Consider the following 12,503-nt stretch of genomic DNA (forward strand, 5'->3'; position numbering starts at 1 on the left):
CGGATGCAGGCCGGTCCTGAACGCCGACGGTGCGTGACGTGATGGCAGCCACGGAGGGCGCACGCAGTGGCGCACTGCCCCGTCCACGTCACGCGCAGGAACGTGGCGGCCTGATGCGAAGCGACAACCAGCGCCGATCGGTCGCGCTCAGCCGACGGCGCTGCCGCAGAAGGCGGCGTAATCGGCATATCCGGTGAATGCGACACCGGGAGCACACACCGGGCAATGCGGGTCGGGCGGCAGCCGGATTTCGCGAAAGCGCATTGCCAGCGCATCGAAGCTGAGCAGGCGCCCGGTGAGGGTATCGCCGATGCCCAGCAGCAACTTGATCGCCTCGGTGGCCTGCAGCAATCCGATCACCCCGGGCAGCACGCCCAGCACGCCGGCCTCGGCGCAGCTTGGCGCAAATTCGGGCGGTGGCGGCTCGGGAAACAGGCAGCGATAGCACGGTGCATGGCCGCGCTTGCGGCCGGCATCGAACACGCTCAATTGCCCTTCGAACTGCTGTACCGCGCCGTAGACCAGCGGTTTGCCGAGTTTGACGCAGGCATCGTTGAGCAGATAGCGCGCAGGAAAATTGTCGGCGCCGTCGACCACGACATCCACGTCCTTCAGCAGGGCTTCGACATTGCCGGCAGTCACGCGTGCCTGCAGCGCTTCGACCTGCACGCGTGGATTGAGCGCGGCAATGCGTTGCGCGGCCGAGCTGACCTTGGCAACGCCGACGCTGTCTTCCACATGCAGGATCTGGCGCTGCAGATTGCTGCGGTCCACCACATCGTCATCGGCGATCCGCAGGTGGCCGACCCCGGCGGCAGCGAGATAGAACGCCGCCGGCGAGCCGAGCCCACCTGCACCGACCAGCAACACGCGCGAACGCGCCAGACGCTGCTGGCCTTCCAGACCGACCTGTGGCAGGCGCAGATGGCGCGAATAGCGCTCGAGAAAATCCTGTTCGTCCGGCGGCAGGGTAGGGCGCACTAAGGGAAGGCCGGCGCTGGTCCATGCGGCGGTGCCACCGAGTACCGAAGACACCTGCGTATAGCCTTGCGCGCGCAAGATCTCCGCCGTGTGTGCCGAGCGCTTGCCGCTCTGGCAGATCAGCACGATCTCGCGCGCCTGCTCCGACAGATGCTGTGCGGGTGCGGTTTCCAGATCGTGTTGCGCAATCGCCAACGCGCCTTCGGCCTGGCCGCCGGCACGTTCGTGCAACTGCCGGATGTCGATCAGCAAGGCGCCTTGCAGCGCGCGCAGGCGGGCGTTCGCAGGGGAGATGTCGTGGCTGCTCATGGCGCCATTGTCGCGCAAACACAGGCCATGCGATGCACAGGACTGCCATGTTGGCATCAGGCTCACCAGCATGACGGTAGCGTGGGCACACAAGGAGACCCTCAATGACACCCGATATCGACGCGCAATTGAAACAACTTGCCGATGCATTGCCTGATATTCGTCGCCAGCATCCGGACGATTTCTGGGATGTATTCCACGCACGTGCAGAGAAGATCACCGCTGCCGCAGAGTCGCATGAGCAGGCGGCGCAAATCGTCAAACGCATCGACGAAATCCTGTCGGCGCATCAGCTCGGACCTGCGGATCCCGGTGCCTGACCCGGCAGGCCTCGCTTTACGGGCAGTCTTGCAAGTGCGCATTCGCGGTCCTGAATGCTGAGTATTCCAAGGCAGCCGGACGGCTCGAGCCATGGTCCTTCGAAACAGGAGCTGGTTGCTCAGTGTGCCAGCACCGTCCGAAGTCACCCAACAGGGACGCCATGCCACCTTCACTCCATGTGAAGCGCACTGCGGTGCAGCACGGTTTCCTCTCCAGCTTTCGACGCCGGTACGACGATCGGGTCACGCGACGAGGTCCAGCATGAAGGCACACCTTCTGGCTGGAGATCCATATGAAAGTACGTCAACCGATGTTTGCGGCGCTGACCCTGTGTCTAGGCATCACCGCCGCTGCGCATGCGCAGAACGCAACGCAGGCCGGCATGCCCGCCACTGCCCAGCAACAGGCGGGCACTAATTCCCCGAGCGCGAAGGAGCGTGAGGCGCTAGGCACCCTGAGCGCCATCAACACCAGTGAAATCGGTGCGGCCAATCTCGCGCTGCAGAAGCAGGTGCAAGGTGGCGTGCGCGACTATGCGATGCAGATGGTCAAGGAGCATACCGACAACAATCAGAAGCTGGCCAAGTGGTCGCCGGACCTGTCTGCTGCCGCTGCCAAGGCGCAGATGAGCAAGGGCAAGACCGAACTGGCGGTGTTGCAGAAGCTCGACGGCAAGGCCTTCGAGGCCGCCTACGTCACGGCAATGGTCAAGGACCACACCGATGCGCTGGCGGCGCTGGACAAGCAACTGATTCCTGCGGCCAAGACGGCACAGGTGCTGGCGCATCTGCAGACCACGCGCAGCCATGTCGCCGAGCATCTGGCGGCTGCCAAGACGCTGCAGGCCAGCAGCAGGGGTGCTGGGCGCTGAGGCATGCCTGGCTTGCCGGCAATACCGGTTGCCGTTGTTGAAGACCCGATGCTGCGGATACGTCGCCTGATCATCCTCGCAGAGCCGCACCAGATCCTGGATGCGTGGTGCGATGCCAATGTGCAGCGACGCATCCTGCGTGGAGTGGCGGAGCTGGTCGCTGGCGATGGGCATGCATCGCGCTGGGCGCCGCAGGCCACCTGGTGCCGGCGCGGTATTGTCGGGTTGCAGCGTGGTGAGGCGCGCCTGGGTGAATCGGTGCGTTACCAGGTTGATGGCGGTCGCGGCCTGCAGCTGGGCGTGTTGCTGCATGTGCAGACTGCGCCTGGATGCGAGGGCAGTTGTGTCACGTTGAGCCTGCAGGGTGCAGATGAGCGAGAGCGCGCTGGGCCATCGGTCGAGCGCATGCAGCGTGTCCGGCATCTGTGGATGGGCAAGGCGTTACGGCGCCTGCGTGACGGTATGGACGTGTGAGATCGCGTCCGCTCGTCCGCACCTTGTCGATGAACTTCGAATGCTGGCCCCCCGATTGCAGTTGCTACGGGCGGCCAGGTTTTGAGGGTTCAGTCGGATGGGGTACTTGCGTCGACCACCCCGGGGATCGGTTCGGCATTGCCGAAGTGCGGCCGCAAGGCATCCACTCCGTGCTGCGGCCTGGCCAGCGGGGTCAGGTCCTGGCGATTGGCGCGACGTTGCGCCGTAGAGAACGTGGCCAGCTTGTCGCGCTGATCGATCAGCGGTTGCTGCACCTCGCCATCGCGATTGAACGACCAGGCCAGCATCGGCTCGCCCAGCGGCAATGCATCGCCCGCGGCGGTGCCGTTGCGCGAGTGCCAGGTGTGCCAGGTCTTGCCATAGCTGTTGAGCTTGCTGCGCATCAGTTCTTTCTCCGCAACCAGCGGCAGGTTGGGCGCGGATAGCTGGCCCGACAGGATTTCGCCATTGTGCGGATGCCAGAAGTTGCGCTCGTGCTCTGGCAACTGCGCGAACAGTTGTTCGGAAATGATGTACTCGATACCGGTGAGGTGGGCCTGATCGGTATTGCCGTCGTAGAGCGCGCATTGCGCCAGGTCTTCATTGACCTGATGGCAGTAGTGATGCGCTTCCATCTGTACATGCGGTGCGTCTTTCATCGGATGGAAGCCCACCAGGTAGATGTCGAGCTTGCCGACCGGCCCGGTCGGTTGCAGGACCCTGGCGCCGGCTTCCAGCACATTGGTCTTGGCGCTTTCAGGCGCGCCCGGTGGGGTAACCGAAGGCGGGCTGCGCGAGCAGCCGGCGCACAGCAGGGCAATCCAGAGCGCGGACGGTCGCATGCGATCTCCAACAATCAGTAGTGGGGCCAGCCTACGGAGGCTGATGGTTTGCGAGGCGTGAGCGCGTGCGCAGATATCCAACGGAGCTTCACCTCGCTTGAGCATCTGCTTAATGCCATGGCGGCGATGCTGCGTAGCTACGCATGCCTGGTCGCTCACCCATGTCCGCCACCACCCGCAAGATCGCGACATTCAACGTCAATGGCATCACTAGCCGGCTGCCGCATCTGCTGGAATGGCTACAGCGCGAGCAACCGGACATCGTCGGCTTGCAGGAATTGAAAGCCACGCAGGACGCCTTTCCGGAACAGGCGATCCGCGATGCCGGCTATGGCGTGATCTGGCAAGGCGAGAAGTCGTGGAACGGTGTGGCATTGCTGGCGCACGGCGCCGATCCGGTCGAAATCCGTCGTGGGCTGCCGTGGGACCGCGGCGATACGCAGAGCCGTTATCTGGAAGCTGCAATTCACGGGGTGGTGGTGGCCTGCCTGTATCTGCCCAACGGCAATCCGCAGCCCGGGCCGAAGTTCGACTACAAGCTGGCGTGGTTTCAACGCCTGATCCGGCACGCCAGGACGCTGGTGGACCTGCCGCACCCGGTAGCACTGATCGGCGATTTCAACGTGGTGCCGACCGACGCCGACATCTACGACCCCAAGGGCTGGCGCAAGGATGCGTTGCTGCAGCCGGAGAGTCGCCAGGCGTACCAGACCCTGCTCGAGCAGGGCTGGACCGACAGCCTGCTTGCAGTGCATGGCGAAACGCCGATTTACACCTTCTGGGATTATTTTCGCCAGCATTTTGCGCACGATCGCGGCTTGCGCATCGACCACTTGCTGCTCAATCGCACCCTGGCGCCCGGGCTGCAGGACGCCGGCGTGGACAAGTGGGTACGTGCGCTGGAAAAGGCCAGCGATCATGCGCCGACCTGGATCAGCGTGCATGTGCCCGAAGCGGTAGCCGAGCCAGCAACGCAGGCCAAGGCCGTGCCCAGGCCACGGAAGCGGGCCGTGGCAAAGGCAAGCCCGGCACGCAAGTCCACGACGAAGAAAACGCCCAAGACTGCGGCGAAAAAGGCCGCGACGCGGTCTGCCGCCAGCAAGTCAACCGGACCCACCAAGCCGCGCAAGCCGGCGAAGAAAACCACCAAGTAACGCGGCAGTGCTAGCCAATACTGCCCGCGTGGCGCTCCATCCGACGCTGCTTGACCCGGTGCAGCACATGCCCGATGAGGGCGGTCAGCAGGATCAACACATTGCTGACGATAAACACGGCATTGCCGACCAGGTAGCTGTAGAGGATGAACAGCACTGAGGCGCTGATCTGGCCGATGAACAGCCAGCGCGAAACGCCCTGTGCCGTATCCGAGCGCCATTGCTTGTAGATCTGGCGGATCAAGGTGGCAATCAGGACGGCACTGGCGAGCCAGCCCACAAGGTCGACGAGTTGCATGCGGCACAGATACCGTGGGGGAACCAGGTGCCACTGTGCGATCTGCCGTGTAGGCGCTGCGTTCTAGCGGCTTCAAGCGACGTGCGCCCTGGTCGAGACGAGGGCATGCATGCAGCAGGATGCGGTGATGCCGCGATCGCTGCGCCTGTACCGGCCGCGTCGGGGGCCGGTATCCTAGCCAGGTCATCCACCGGTCGACCGTGCCTTGCTCATGATCAGCTACGCCGACGCACTTGCGATTGTCCATCGGCAGATCGCCGTGCTTGCCGGCGAGTGGGTGAGCAGCGCCGATGCCGAGGGACGGGTGCTTGCGCAGGCGTTGTCGAGCCCGGCCGAGTTGCCGGCGTTCGACAACAGCGCGATGGATGGATTTGCATTGGTCACGGCCGGCCGTGGCGCGATTGCCAGCAGCGAACATGTGATCGGTGGCAGCGTTGCCGCAGGCGAAGATGTAGGTGGCATCACGGCGGGCAGCGCGTGGGAAATCATGACCGGTGCCGGTTTGCCTACAGGTGCCGATGCAGTGGTGCCCATCGAACAGGTGGACGTGCTGGCGCACGATGGCGCGCGGCCGGGCCGCATCCGGCTGCGCGCCGATATCCGCGCCGGTCAGCATATTCGTCGACGTGGGGAAGATGTGGCCTTGCACGACCGCGTGATCGAGGCCGGCACCGTGCTGCGTGCCGCGCACCTGATGCTGTTGGCCGGGCTGGGCTGTGCGCGGGTGCAGGTGGTGCGGCGTCCGCGTGTGGCCTTGATTGCGACCGGCCGCGAGTTGATCGGCGATCCGGCGCAGCCGTTGCGGCCTGGCCAGATCCGCGATGGCACCAGCAGCTATCTGCTCAGCCAGCTGCGGGCAGCCGGTGCCGAACTGGTCTGGCATGGACAGGTGGGCGATGACGATGCCGGCTTCGATCTGGCGCTTGCGCAGGCGCGCGATGCGGGCGCCGAGGTGATTCTGAGCACCGGTGCGGTGTCGCGCGGGCGCTACGATTTCGTGCCCGATGCCTTGGCACGGCATGGCGCGGCGGTGCTGTTCCACAAGGTTGCAGTGCGGCCGGGCAAGCCGGTGTTGCTGGCGCGCTTCGCAGACGGTGCGTTGTATGTCGGTTTGCCGGGCAATCCGATGGCCAGTGCTGCCGGGCTGCGCTTTTTCGTGGAGCCGGCGCTGCGCGGTTTGCTTGGCATGCCGGCCGAGCGCGGCGTGCAGGTTGCGCTGGAAACCCCGATGCAGGCACGACCGCTGTGGCGGCAACATCTGCGCGCACGTTTGACCTGCAGCGCTGCCGGAGTGCTCTGCGTGCAGATCCTGCCCCAGCAGGAGTCGTTCCGCGTGGCGCCGTTGTTGCAGGCCAATGCGTGGGCGGTACTGGAGCCGCAGGACGAAGGCGCCGCGCCCGGTACGACAGCGCAGGTGTTCGGGCTGGGCCATCTGCAGCCGGCTGCACCGGCGATCGCGCCGTGAGCCAGCACTTGCACGTCGTGCGATGCCGTGCAGGCGAGCAGGCGGCATGAACGCGAGGCCTGCATGGACGGGCGTGGTGCTGGCCGGCGGCCGTTCCTCGCGGATGGGGCAGGACAAGGCGCTGCTGCAGTGGCGCGGACGTCCATTGCTGGAGCACATGCAGGCGTTGCTGCGCGATGCCGGCGCGCACAATGTGGTGATCAGCGGCGATCGCCCGGACTACGCCGGGATTGCCGACGCGCAGCCGGACCTGGGGCCGCTTGGCGGCCTGGCCAGCGTGATCAATCGGCTCGCCGATGCAACGACACTGGTGGTGGTGCCGGTCGACATGCCGCTGCTGTCCCGGTCATTGCTGGAGCGGCTGTTGGCGCCACCGCATCGGCGCTGCGTTACCTTTGAAGACCAGATGCTGCCGATGCGCCTGTACGTGGATTACGAGGTGCGTGAGGCGCTCACTGCGCTGATGGCCGGCCCCGGTTCGTCACGTTCGCTGCGCGCCCTGCAGGCTGCGCTGCAATGCCATCGCATCGCTGTCACCGCCAGCGAACGCGCCGCGTTCGTCAATTGCAATACGCCCGAGCAGTGGAGTCAGCTCATTCATGAAAATCCAGATTGAAGCTCAGCAGCTGCGCTTCCGCATCGACGAAGCCGAATTGGCCGATTTGCTTGCCGGGCGCACGGTCGAGAATCTGAGCCGCTTGCCGAGCGGGCAGGGCGCGCGATTGCTGCGCCACAGCGTCAGCCTGAGCGATGGTGACGCGGTCTGCAATTGCACTGCCGAGCATTGGCAGTTGTCGGTGCCGCGCGATGCGCTGGAACAGCATGCACGGCAATTGCCCAGCCGCGAGGGGTTGCGCTTCAGCTTCGATGCCGGTGCTGGCGATGCCGAACCGACGGCGTTGCAGGTGACCTTCGATATCGATGTGCGCGACAGTGCGCGCAAGCGCTTTCCGAAAGCCTGACGTGCCTTAGACGCACATGCGCAGCGCTCACGCGTTGATTTCAAGCCCCGCAGCAATGCCGGGCACCCGATCGCAGGCCAGGCCGCGCGCCTGCAGCGCCGCTTCGATGGCAGCAGCATCGGCATCGCTGTAACCGGCGCCAATGCGCAACGCGACCACATGCAGGCCTTCTGCGGCCAGTTCCAGCACCAGATGCTGTTGGGCGTCGGCCTGCTGCGGCAAGGCGCGGCGTGCGGCATCGCGTCTTGCCAGTTCCAGTACCGCATCGGGAATGTCGTCGCCGATCAGCAGGACGTCGGCCAGATTCATCGCACGCAGCGCCTTGATGGTGAGCAGGCCGGGATCGCCCGGGCCGGTGCCGACCAGTTGCACGCTGCCGCGCGCCGGCACCGCGCCGGCATCGTCCAGCGCCGCGATGAAGGCACTTTCGGCTGCGTCGTCGTTGCCGGCCTGCAGCAGCAAGGGCACATCGCCGTCGATGACGCGATCGAACCAGCGCCGGCGCCGGTTCATGTCGGGAAACTGACTGCGGATGCGCTCGCGGTGACGTGCGAACATGCCGGCGAAGCGGCCGACCGAAACATCCAGTTCGCGTTCCAGCCGTTCGCGCAGGCGGCGCGCCAGCATCGGTGCGGCACCGGCGGAGGAAATGGCGATGACCAGCGGGTCGCGATCCACGATGGCGGGCACCTGATAGGTCGACAACTCGGCATCGTCCACCACATTGACCAGGCGCTGACGCGCGCCGGCAGCAGCAGCGACGCGTTGATTCAACTCGCCATCGTCGGTGGCGGCGACCACCAGCCACACGTCGTCGATCCAGGCGGGATCGAACTCGCCGTCCAGTTGTTCGAAACGGCCAGCCTGCATCAGTTCCGCCAGTTCGGGCGAGAGCGCATGCGCATACAGGCGGATCTGCGCACCCGCCTTGAGCAGCGCCAGCACCTTGCGCGTGGCGACCTCGCCACCACCGATGACCAGCACGGCGCGTGCTTGCAGGTTTGCGAACAGCGGGAACAACGGCATCAGACGTACTCCGAAAGGATGGCTCGCACCGACGGCATGTTGCATGGCACCATCAGGCCACGTCCACGCCTCGCTGCCGCCAATGCGTGTCTTGCTGGTCAACGATACCGAAAAGCCGATCGGCGAACTGCGTCAGGCACTGACGCGCGCCGGTTATACGGTGCTCGACGATGTAGCCTCGGTCGGTGCATTGCTGCACGCGGTACAGAGCCAGCAGCCGGATGTGGTGGTGATCGATGTCGACTCGCCCTCGCGCGATACCCTGGAGCAACTGTCGATGCTGCATGCACATGCGCCGCGGCCGGTGGTGATGTTTTCCGGCGATGGCGACGATGCGTTGATCCATGCGGCGGTCGGCGCCGGCGTCACCGCCTATGTGGTCGATGGCCTGGCGCCGGCGCGGCTGGCGCCGATCGTGCAGGTGGCGCTTGCGCGGTTTGCACAGGAGAGCAGCATGCGCAAGCGCCTGGACGATGTGCAGCAGGCGCTGCAGGACCGCAAGCTGATCGATCGCGCCAAGGGCCTGCTGATGGAAAAACGCGGCCTGAGCGAGGCCGATGCCTACGCGGCGCTGCGCCAGCAGGCGATGAAGCAGGGCGTCAAACTGGCCGAAGTGGCGCGACGCATCGTGGCCATGGCCGAGTTGCTGGGATGAACACATGAGCCAAGCCGACCTCCCCGTATTGCGCGTGGCCTACATGCCGCTGATCGATTGCGCGCCCCTGGTCGCGGCGCAGCGGCTGGGCCTGGATCGCGTCCATGGGCTGCAGTTGGACTTGCAGCGGCAGGCCTCCTGGGCCGGCGTGCGCGACCGTCTGCTGGCCGGCGAGGTCGATGCGGCACATGCGCTGGCCAGCCTGGTGTATGCGATCGACCTAGGCATTGCCGGGCCGCAATGCCCGATGGCGCTGTTGATGACGCTCAATTATAACGGCCAGGCGATCACGCTGGCGCCTGCGCTTGCGCAGGCCCTGGAAGAGGGGCAGAACTTGCCGCAGGCGCTGGCCAGCCTGGGCCGCCGCGCCGTGTTTGCGCAGACCTTCCCGACCGGCACGCATGCGCTGTGGCTCTACTACTGGCTGGCCGCGCGCGGCGTGGATCCGATGCGCGACGTAGAGGTGCTCAGCATCCCGCCACCGCAGATGCCGGACGCCCTGGCCAGTGGCCTGGTCGACGGCTATTGCTCCGGCGAGCCATGGGCTGCGGTTGCGCAGGCGCAGGGCAGCGGTCGCCGCGTGATCCGCAGTGGCGAGCTGTGGGCTGGCCATCCGGAAAAGGTGTTGGCCTGCCGACGCGAATTCGCCGCGCTGCAACCCGAGTTGACCGAACGCCTGACCGCCTGCGTACTGGATGCCTGTCGCTGGCTGGATGCGGACCCGGCAAATCGGGCGCAGTGTGCGCAATGGCTGGCCGAGCCGCAGCATATCGGGGTATCGGCCGCGCATCTGGCCGCTTGCCTGGATGCCGATGCCGAAGCCGAGGCACATGCGAAGGATGTGACAGCGCTGGTCTTCCATGGCGATGGCGCGGTCAACATGCCGTGGCTGTCGGACGGTGAGTGGTTCCTGACCCAGTTCCAGCGCTGGGGCTGGCATGACATCCAGGAAGACGACATCGCGCGGCTGCGCGACATCCATCGACTGGACAACTATCGGCGCGCTGCCGCGCGCGTGGGCGTGGTTTCCCCCGAGGACGACCACCGCAGCAATCGGTTGTTCGATACGCCCTGAGCCCGGATGCCGAGCGCATCAGGCGGTAAGTCAGGCTGGGGTGGGTTGGATGAGAATGGATGCATTGGATCTTGCGGACAGAAGCCGAGGCGACGGCAATGGCGCGAGGCATGTGGTCTGCGGCTTGGTTGCAGGGTCCTTGCCCGCCCACCCTGGCAGGACACGCCGCAAATACGTCCCTGTAGGCTCTTACGCGGCATCCATGCCGCGTAAGGTCCCGCGACGGTGGGCGGGCAAGGACCTGTCGAGATGGTCGGTGTGCGTAGCTCTTCTCAAAGCAACCAGCAAAATCTCTGGTGCGGTGTCCTCGCCGATTGCGGGACCGTGTGGCGGCATGGATGCTGCCACCGAGCCTGCACGGACGGATTCACGCCGTGTCCCGCGGGCGGCGAGGGCACCGCGCGCTCGACTAACACGGCTTTTGACCTAGATATTTGATCGGTATGCACGCGGCCTAGATGAGGCTTCCGAGCACAGCCGTGTATTAGCTCTGTTGGGCGCTGTTAGTCATGCCAAGCGACAGAGCCTGCGATACAGGGTGCACGCTGTTGGTGCAAGGCTGCACGAAAGACGGGACTGGTGAGCTGCAATGGCGTGTCGGTAGGCTGTCGTGAAATCGGACGCCCTGCATCCAAAACGCTATTTTTCAATGACTTGTATCGTCGTGATGCTCAGGTGAGCAAGTTGGCACGTTGATTGCGTAGTGACTCCGTGCAGGTGCAACGGCGTACCTGCCACAACACGAACACGATGCAGCGGATCAACGGCGATCCGCACGCATCCAGGACAACGGCGTCCTTCCGGTTTTACCGGAGGGGCGCCGTTTTTTTTTTGGCCATCGCATTCGAAGAGGTCTCTATGCAGCGCTCGTTCTGGCGATCCGGGCACACGCCCACCTTGTTCGCATCCTTCCTGTATTTCGACCTGAGCTTCATGGTGTGGTATCTGCTCGGTCCGCTGCAGGTACCGATTGCGCAGTCGCTGGGGCTCGATACGCAGCAGCGTGCCTTGATGGTGGCGGTGCCGATCCTGTGCGGCGCGGTGCTGCGGCTGGTGCTGGGCATGCTGGCCGACCGTATCGGTGCCAAGCGCGCGGGCGTTGTCGCACAAGTTGCGGTGATCGCTTCGTTGTTTGGTGCCTGGCAGTTCGGCGTGCACAGCATGGGGCAGGTGTTGTTGCTGGGCGTGTTGCTCGGCATTGCCGGCGCTTCGTTCGCGGTTGCGCTGCCGCTGGCCTCGCGCTGGTACCCGCCCGAGCATCAGGGCACCGCGATGGGAATTGCCGGAGCGGGCAATTCCGGCACCGTGCTGGCGGCGTTGTTCGCACCGATGCTGGCGTTGGCGTTCGGTTACCAGAACGTGTTCGGACTGGCATGCATTCCGCTGCTGCTGACGCTGGTCGTATTCGTCCTGATTGCGAAAGAAGCGCCCGTACCGGTCGCGCGCAAGCGCTGGTCCGACTATGGCCGCGTGTTGGTGGCCAACCGCGACGCGTGGCGCTTCATGTTTTTCTATTCGGTGACCTTTGGCGGTTTTTCCGGGTTTGCCAGTGCATTGCCGGGCTACTTCCACGACCAGTTCGGCTTCGATGCGCGCACTGCAGGGTGGGCGACGGCTGCCTGCGTATTGGCGGGTTCGGTGATGCGTCCGTTGGGCGGTGTGATTGCGGACCGCATTGGCGGCACGCGCGCCTTGCTCACTGTCTATCTGCTGGTGGCTGCGCTGGTGGGCATCGCAGGCTTCGGCGCGGGCGGGGCAATGGTGACGCTGGCCTTGTTCGTACTGACCCTGCTGTGTCTGGGTGCCGGCAATGGCGCGGTGTTTCAGCTGGTGCCGCAGCGGTTTGCGCAGGACATCGGCGTGATGACCGGCTTGATCGGCATGGCCGGCGGCATCGGCGGGTTTGCGCTGGCTGCGGGCCTGGGCGTGCTCAAGCAGCACACCGGCAGTTATGCGATGGGCATGTGGATGTTCGCTGCGTTCGCACTCGGTGGTTGGGCGCTGCTGGCCGGGGTCAAGACACAGTGGCGTAGCGAATGGTCCAGCGCCGGCGCGGCGCGGGTCTGACAT

At 65.2% G+C, this 12,503-nt stretch carries 14 protein-coding genes; 10 read left to right on the forward strand and 4 right to left on the reverse strand.

Annotated features, from left to right (window positions below; genetic code table 11):
- Positions 1-147: 147 nt before the first annotated feature.
- Complete coding sequence (gene moeB, locus AC06DU_RS10415; protein ID WP_478204320.1) at positions 148-1,290, reverse strand: molybdopterin-synthase adenylyltransferase MoeB; 1,143 nt, start codon at positions 1,288-1,290, stop codon at positions 148-150.
- Positions 1,291-1,394: 104 nt separating this feature from the next.
- Here moeB and AC06DU_RS10420 point away from each other — a divergent pair, with 104 nt between their 5' ends.
- The 3 genes from AC06DU_RS10420 (at position 1,395) to AC06DU_RS10430 (ending at position 2,956) form a co-directional block, all read left to right on the forward strand.
- On the forward strand, positions 1,395-1,610 hold the full coding sequence (locus AC06DU_RS10420) for a hypothetical protein (RefSeq protein WP_184614499.1): 216 nt from the start codon (positions 1,395-1,397) through the stop codon (positions 1,608-1,610).
- A 293-nt stretch (positions 1,611-1,903) separates the two neighbouring features.
- Positions 1,904-2,482 carry a DUF4142 domain-containing protein gene (locus AC06DU_RS10425; RefSeq protein WP_478204321.1) on the forward strand — a complete coding sequence of 193 codons (579 nt, stop codon included), beginning with the start codon at positions 1,904-1,906 and terminating at the stop codon, positions 2,480-2,482.
- Between the two features lie 48 nt (positions 2,483-2,530).
- Positions 2,531-2,956, forward strand: coding sequence for a hypothetical protein (locus AC06DU_RS10430; protein WP_478204323.1), 426 nt, complete (start codon positions 2,531-2,533; stop codon positions 2,954-2,956).
- Between the two features lie 89 nt (positions 2,957-3,045).
- Here the strand turns inward: AC06DU_RS10430 and AC06DU_RS10435 are convergent, their stop codons facing one another.
- On the reverse strand, positions 3,046-3,798 hold the full coding sequence (locus AC06DU_RS10435; protein WP_478204324.1) for an OBAP family protein: 753 nt from the start codon (positions 3,796-3,798) through the stop codon (positions 3,046-3,048).
- Positions 3,799-3,959: 161 nt separating this feature from the next.
- Here AC06DU_RS10435 and xth point away from each other — a divergent pair, with 161 nt between their 5' ends.
- Positions 3,960-4,952 carry an exodeoxyribonuclease III gene (gene xth, locus AC06DU_RS10440; protein WP_478204326.1) on the forward strand — a complete coding sequence of 331 codons (993 nt, stop codon included), beginning with the start codon at positions 3,960-3,962 and terminating at the stop codon, positions 4,950-4,952.
- A gap of 10 nt (positions 4,953-4,962) precedes the next feature.
- Here xth and AC06DU_RS10445 read toward each other — a convergent pair whose 3' ends face one another.
- Positions 4,963-5,250 carry a PQ-loop repeat-containing protein gene (locus AC06DU_RS10445; RefSeq protein WP_184380360.1) on the reverse strand — a complete coding sequence of 96 codons (288 nt, stop codon included), beginning with the start codon at positions 5,248-5,250 and terminating at the stop codon, positions 4,963-4,965.
- Positions 5,251-5,461: 211 nt separating this feature from the next.
- Between AC06DU_RS10445 and AC06DU_RS10450 the strand changes: the two genes are divergently transcribed.
- From AC06DU_RS10450 to AC06DU_RS10460, 3 genes are read left to right on the forward strand one after another with little or no spacing between them, the layout of a single operon-like run.
- Positions 5,462-6,715 carry a molybdopterin molybdotransferase MoeA gene (locus AC06DU_RS10450; protein ID WP_184614507.1) on the forward strand — a complete coding sequence of 418 codons (1,254 nt, stop codon included), beginning with the start codon at positions 5,462-5,464 and terminating at the stop codon, positions 6,713-6,715.
- A gap of 46 nt (positions 6,716-6,761) precedes the next feature.
- Entirely contained in the window at positions 6,762-7,331 is a 570-nt protein-coding gene (locus tag AC06DU_RS10455) for a molybdenum cofactor guanylyltransferase (protein ID WP_435004103.1), read from the forward strand.
- Entirely contained in the window at positions 7,315-7,677 is a 363-nt protein-coding gene (locus AC06DU_RS10460; protein ID WP_104568442.1) for a hypothetical protein, read from the forward strand. Before AC06DU_RS10455 ends, AC06DU_RS10460 begins: the two co-directional genes overlap by 17 nt.
- 27 nt (positions 7,678-7,704) lie before the next feature.
- Here the strand turns inward: AC06DU_RS10460 and AC06DU_RS10465 are convergent, their stop codons facing one another.
- Positions 7,705-8,703, reverse strand: coding sequence for an NAD(P)-dependent oxidoreductase (locus tag AC06DU_RS10465; protein ID WP_184380365.1), 999 nt, complete (start codon positions 8,701-8,703; stop codon positions 7,705-7,707).
- 82 nt (positions 8,704-8,785) lie between these two features.
- Between AC06DU_RS10465 and AC06DU_RS10470 the strand changes: the two genes are divergently transcribed.
- The 3 genes from AC06DU_RS10470 to AC06DU_RS10480 all read left to right on the forward strand — a co-directional run bounded on the left by AC06DU_RS10470 (position 8,786) and on the right by AC06DU_RS10480 (position 12,500).
- Complete coding sequence (locus tag AC06DU_RS10470) at positions 8,786-9,358, forward strand: ANTAR domain-containing response regulator (protein ID WP_024940396.1); 573 nt, start codon at positions 8,786-8,788, stop codon at positions 9,356-9,358.
- Positions 9,359-9,362: 4 nt separating this feature from the next.
- Complete coding sequence (locus tag AC06DU_RS10475; protein ID WP_478204327.1) at positions 9,363-10,433, forward strand: CmpA/NrtA family ABC transporter substrate-binding protein; 1,071 nt, start codon at positions 9,363-9,365, stop codon at positions 10,431-10,433.
- An 897-nt stretch (positions 10,434-11,330) separates the two neighbouring features.
- Positions 11,331-12,500, forward strand: a complete 1,170-nt coding sequence (locus tag AC06DU_RS10480) for a nitrate/nitrite transporter (RefSeq protein ID WP_181098362.1) — start codon at positions 11,331-11,333, stop codon at positions 12,498-12,500.
- Positions 12,501-12,503 lie beyond the last annotated feature (3 nt).

The organism is Xanthomonas sp. NCPPB 3200 (genome assembly GCF_056393585.1).

Excerpts from the sequence above, each read along its gene's own strand:
- moeB (WP_478204320.1), bottom strand. The coding sequence starts at position 1,290 with ATGAGCAGCCACGACATCTCCCCTGCGAACGCCCGCCTGCGCGCGCTG.
- AC06DU_RS10430 (WP_478204323.1), top strand. The coding sequence starts at position 2,531 with ATGCTGCGGATACGTCGCCTGATCATCCTCGCAGAGCCGCACCAGATC.
- AC06DU_RS10470 (WP_024940396.1), top strand. The coding sequence starts at position 8,786 with ATGCGTGTCTTGCTGGTCAACGATACCGAAAAGCCGATCGGCGAACTG.
- xth (WP_478204326.1), top strand. The coding sequence starts at position 3,960 with ATGTCCGCCACCACCCGCAAGATCGCGACATTCAACGTCAATGGCATC.
- AC06DU_RS10450 (WP_184614507.1), top strand. The coding sequence starts at position 5,462 with ATGATCAGCTACGCCGACGCACTTGCGATTGTCCATCGGCAGATCGCC.
- AC06DU_RS10425 (WP_478204321.1), top strand. The coding sequence starts at position 1,904 with ATGAAAGTACGTCAACCGATGTTTGCGGCGCTGACCCTGTGTCTAGGC.
- AC06DU_RS10420 (WP_184614499.1), top strand. The coding sequence starts at position 1,395 with ATGACACCCGATATCGACGCGCAATTGAAACAACTTGCCGATGCATTG.
- AC06DU_RS10455 (WP_435004103.1), top strand. The coding sequence starts at position 6,762 with ATGAACGCGAGGCCTGCATGGACGGGCGTGGTGCTGGCCGGCGGCCGT.
- AC06DU_RS10460 (WP_104568442.1), top strand. The coding sequence starts at position 7,315 with ATGAAAATCCAGATTGAAGCTCAGCAGCTGCGCTTCCGCATCGACGAA.
- AC06DU_RS10475 (WP_478204327.1), top strand. The coding sequence starts at position 9,363 with ATGAGCCAAGCCGACCTCCCCGTATTGCGCGTGGCCTACATGCCGCTG.
- AC06DU_RS10465 (WP_184380365.1), bottom strand. The coding sequence starts at position 8,703 with ATGCCGTTGTTCCCGCTGTTCGCAAACCTGCAAGCACGCGCCGTGCTG.
- AC06DU_RS10445 (WP_184380360.1), bottom strand. The coding sequence starts at position 5,250 with ATGCAACTCGTCGACCTTGTGGGCTGGCTCGCCAGTGCCGTCCTGATT.
- AC06DU_RS10435 (WP_478204324.1), bottom strand. The coding sequence starts at position 3,798 with ATGCGACCGTCCGCGCTCTGGATTGCCCTGCTGTGCGCCGGCTGCTCG.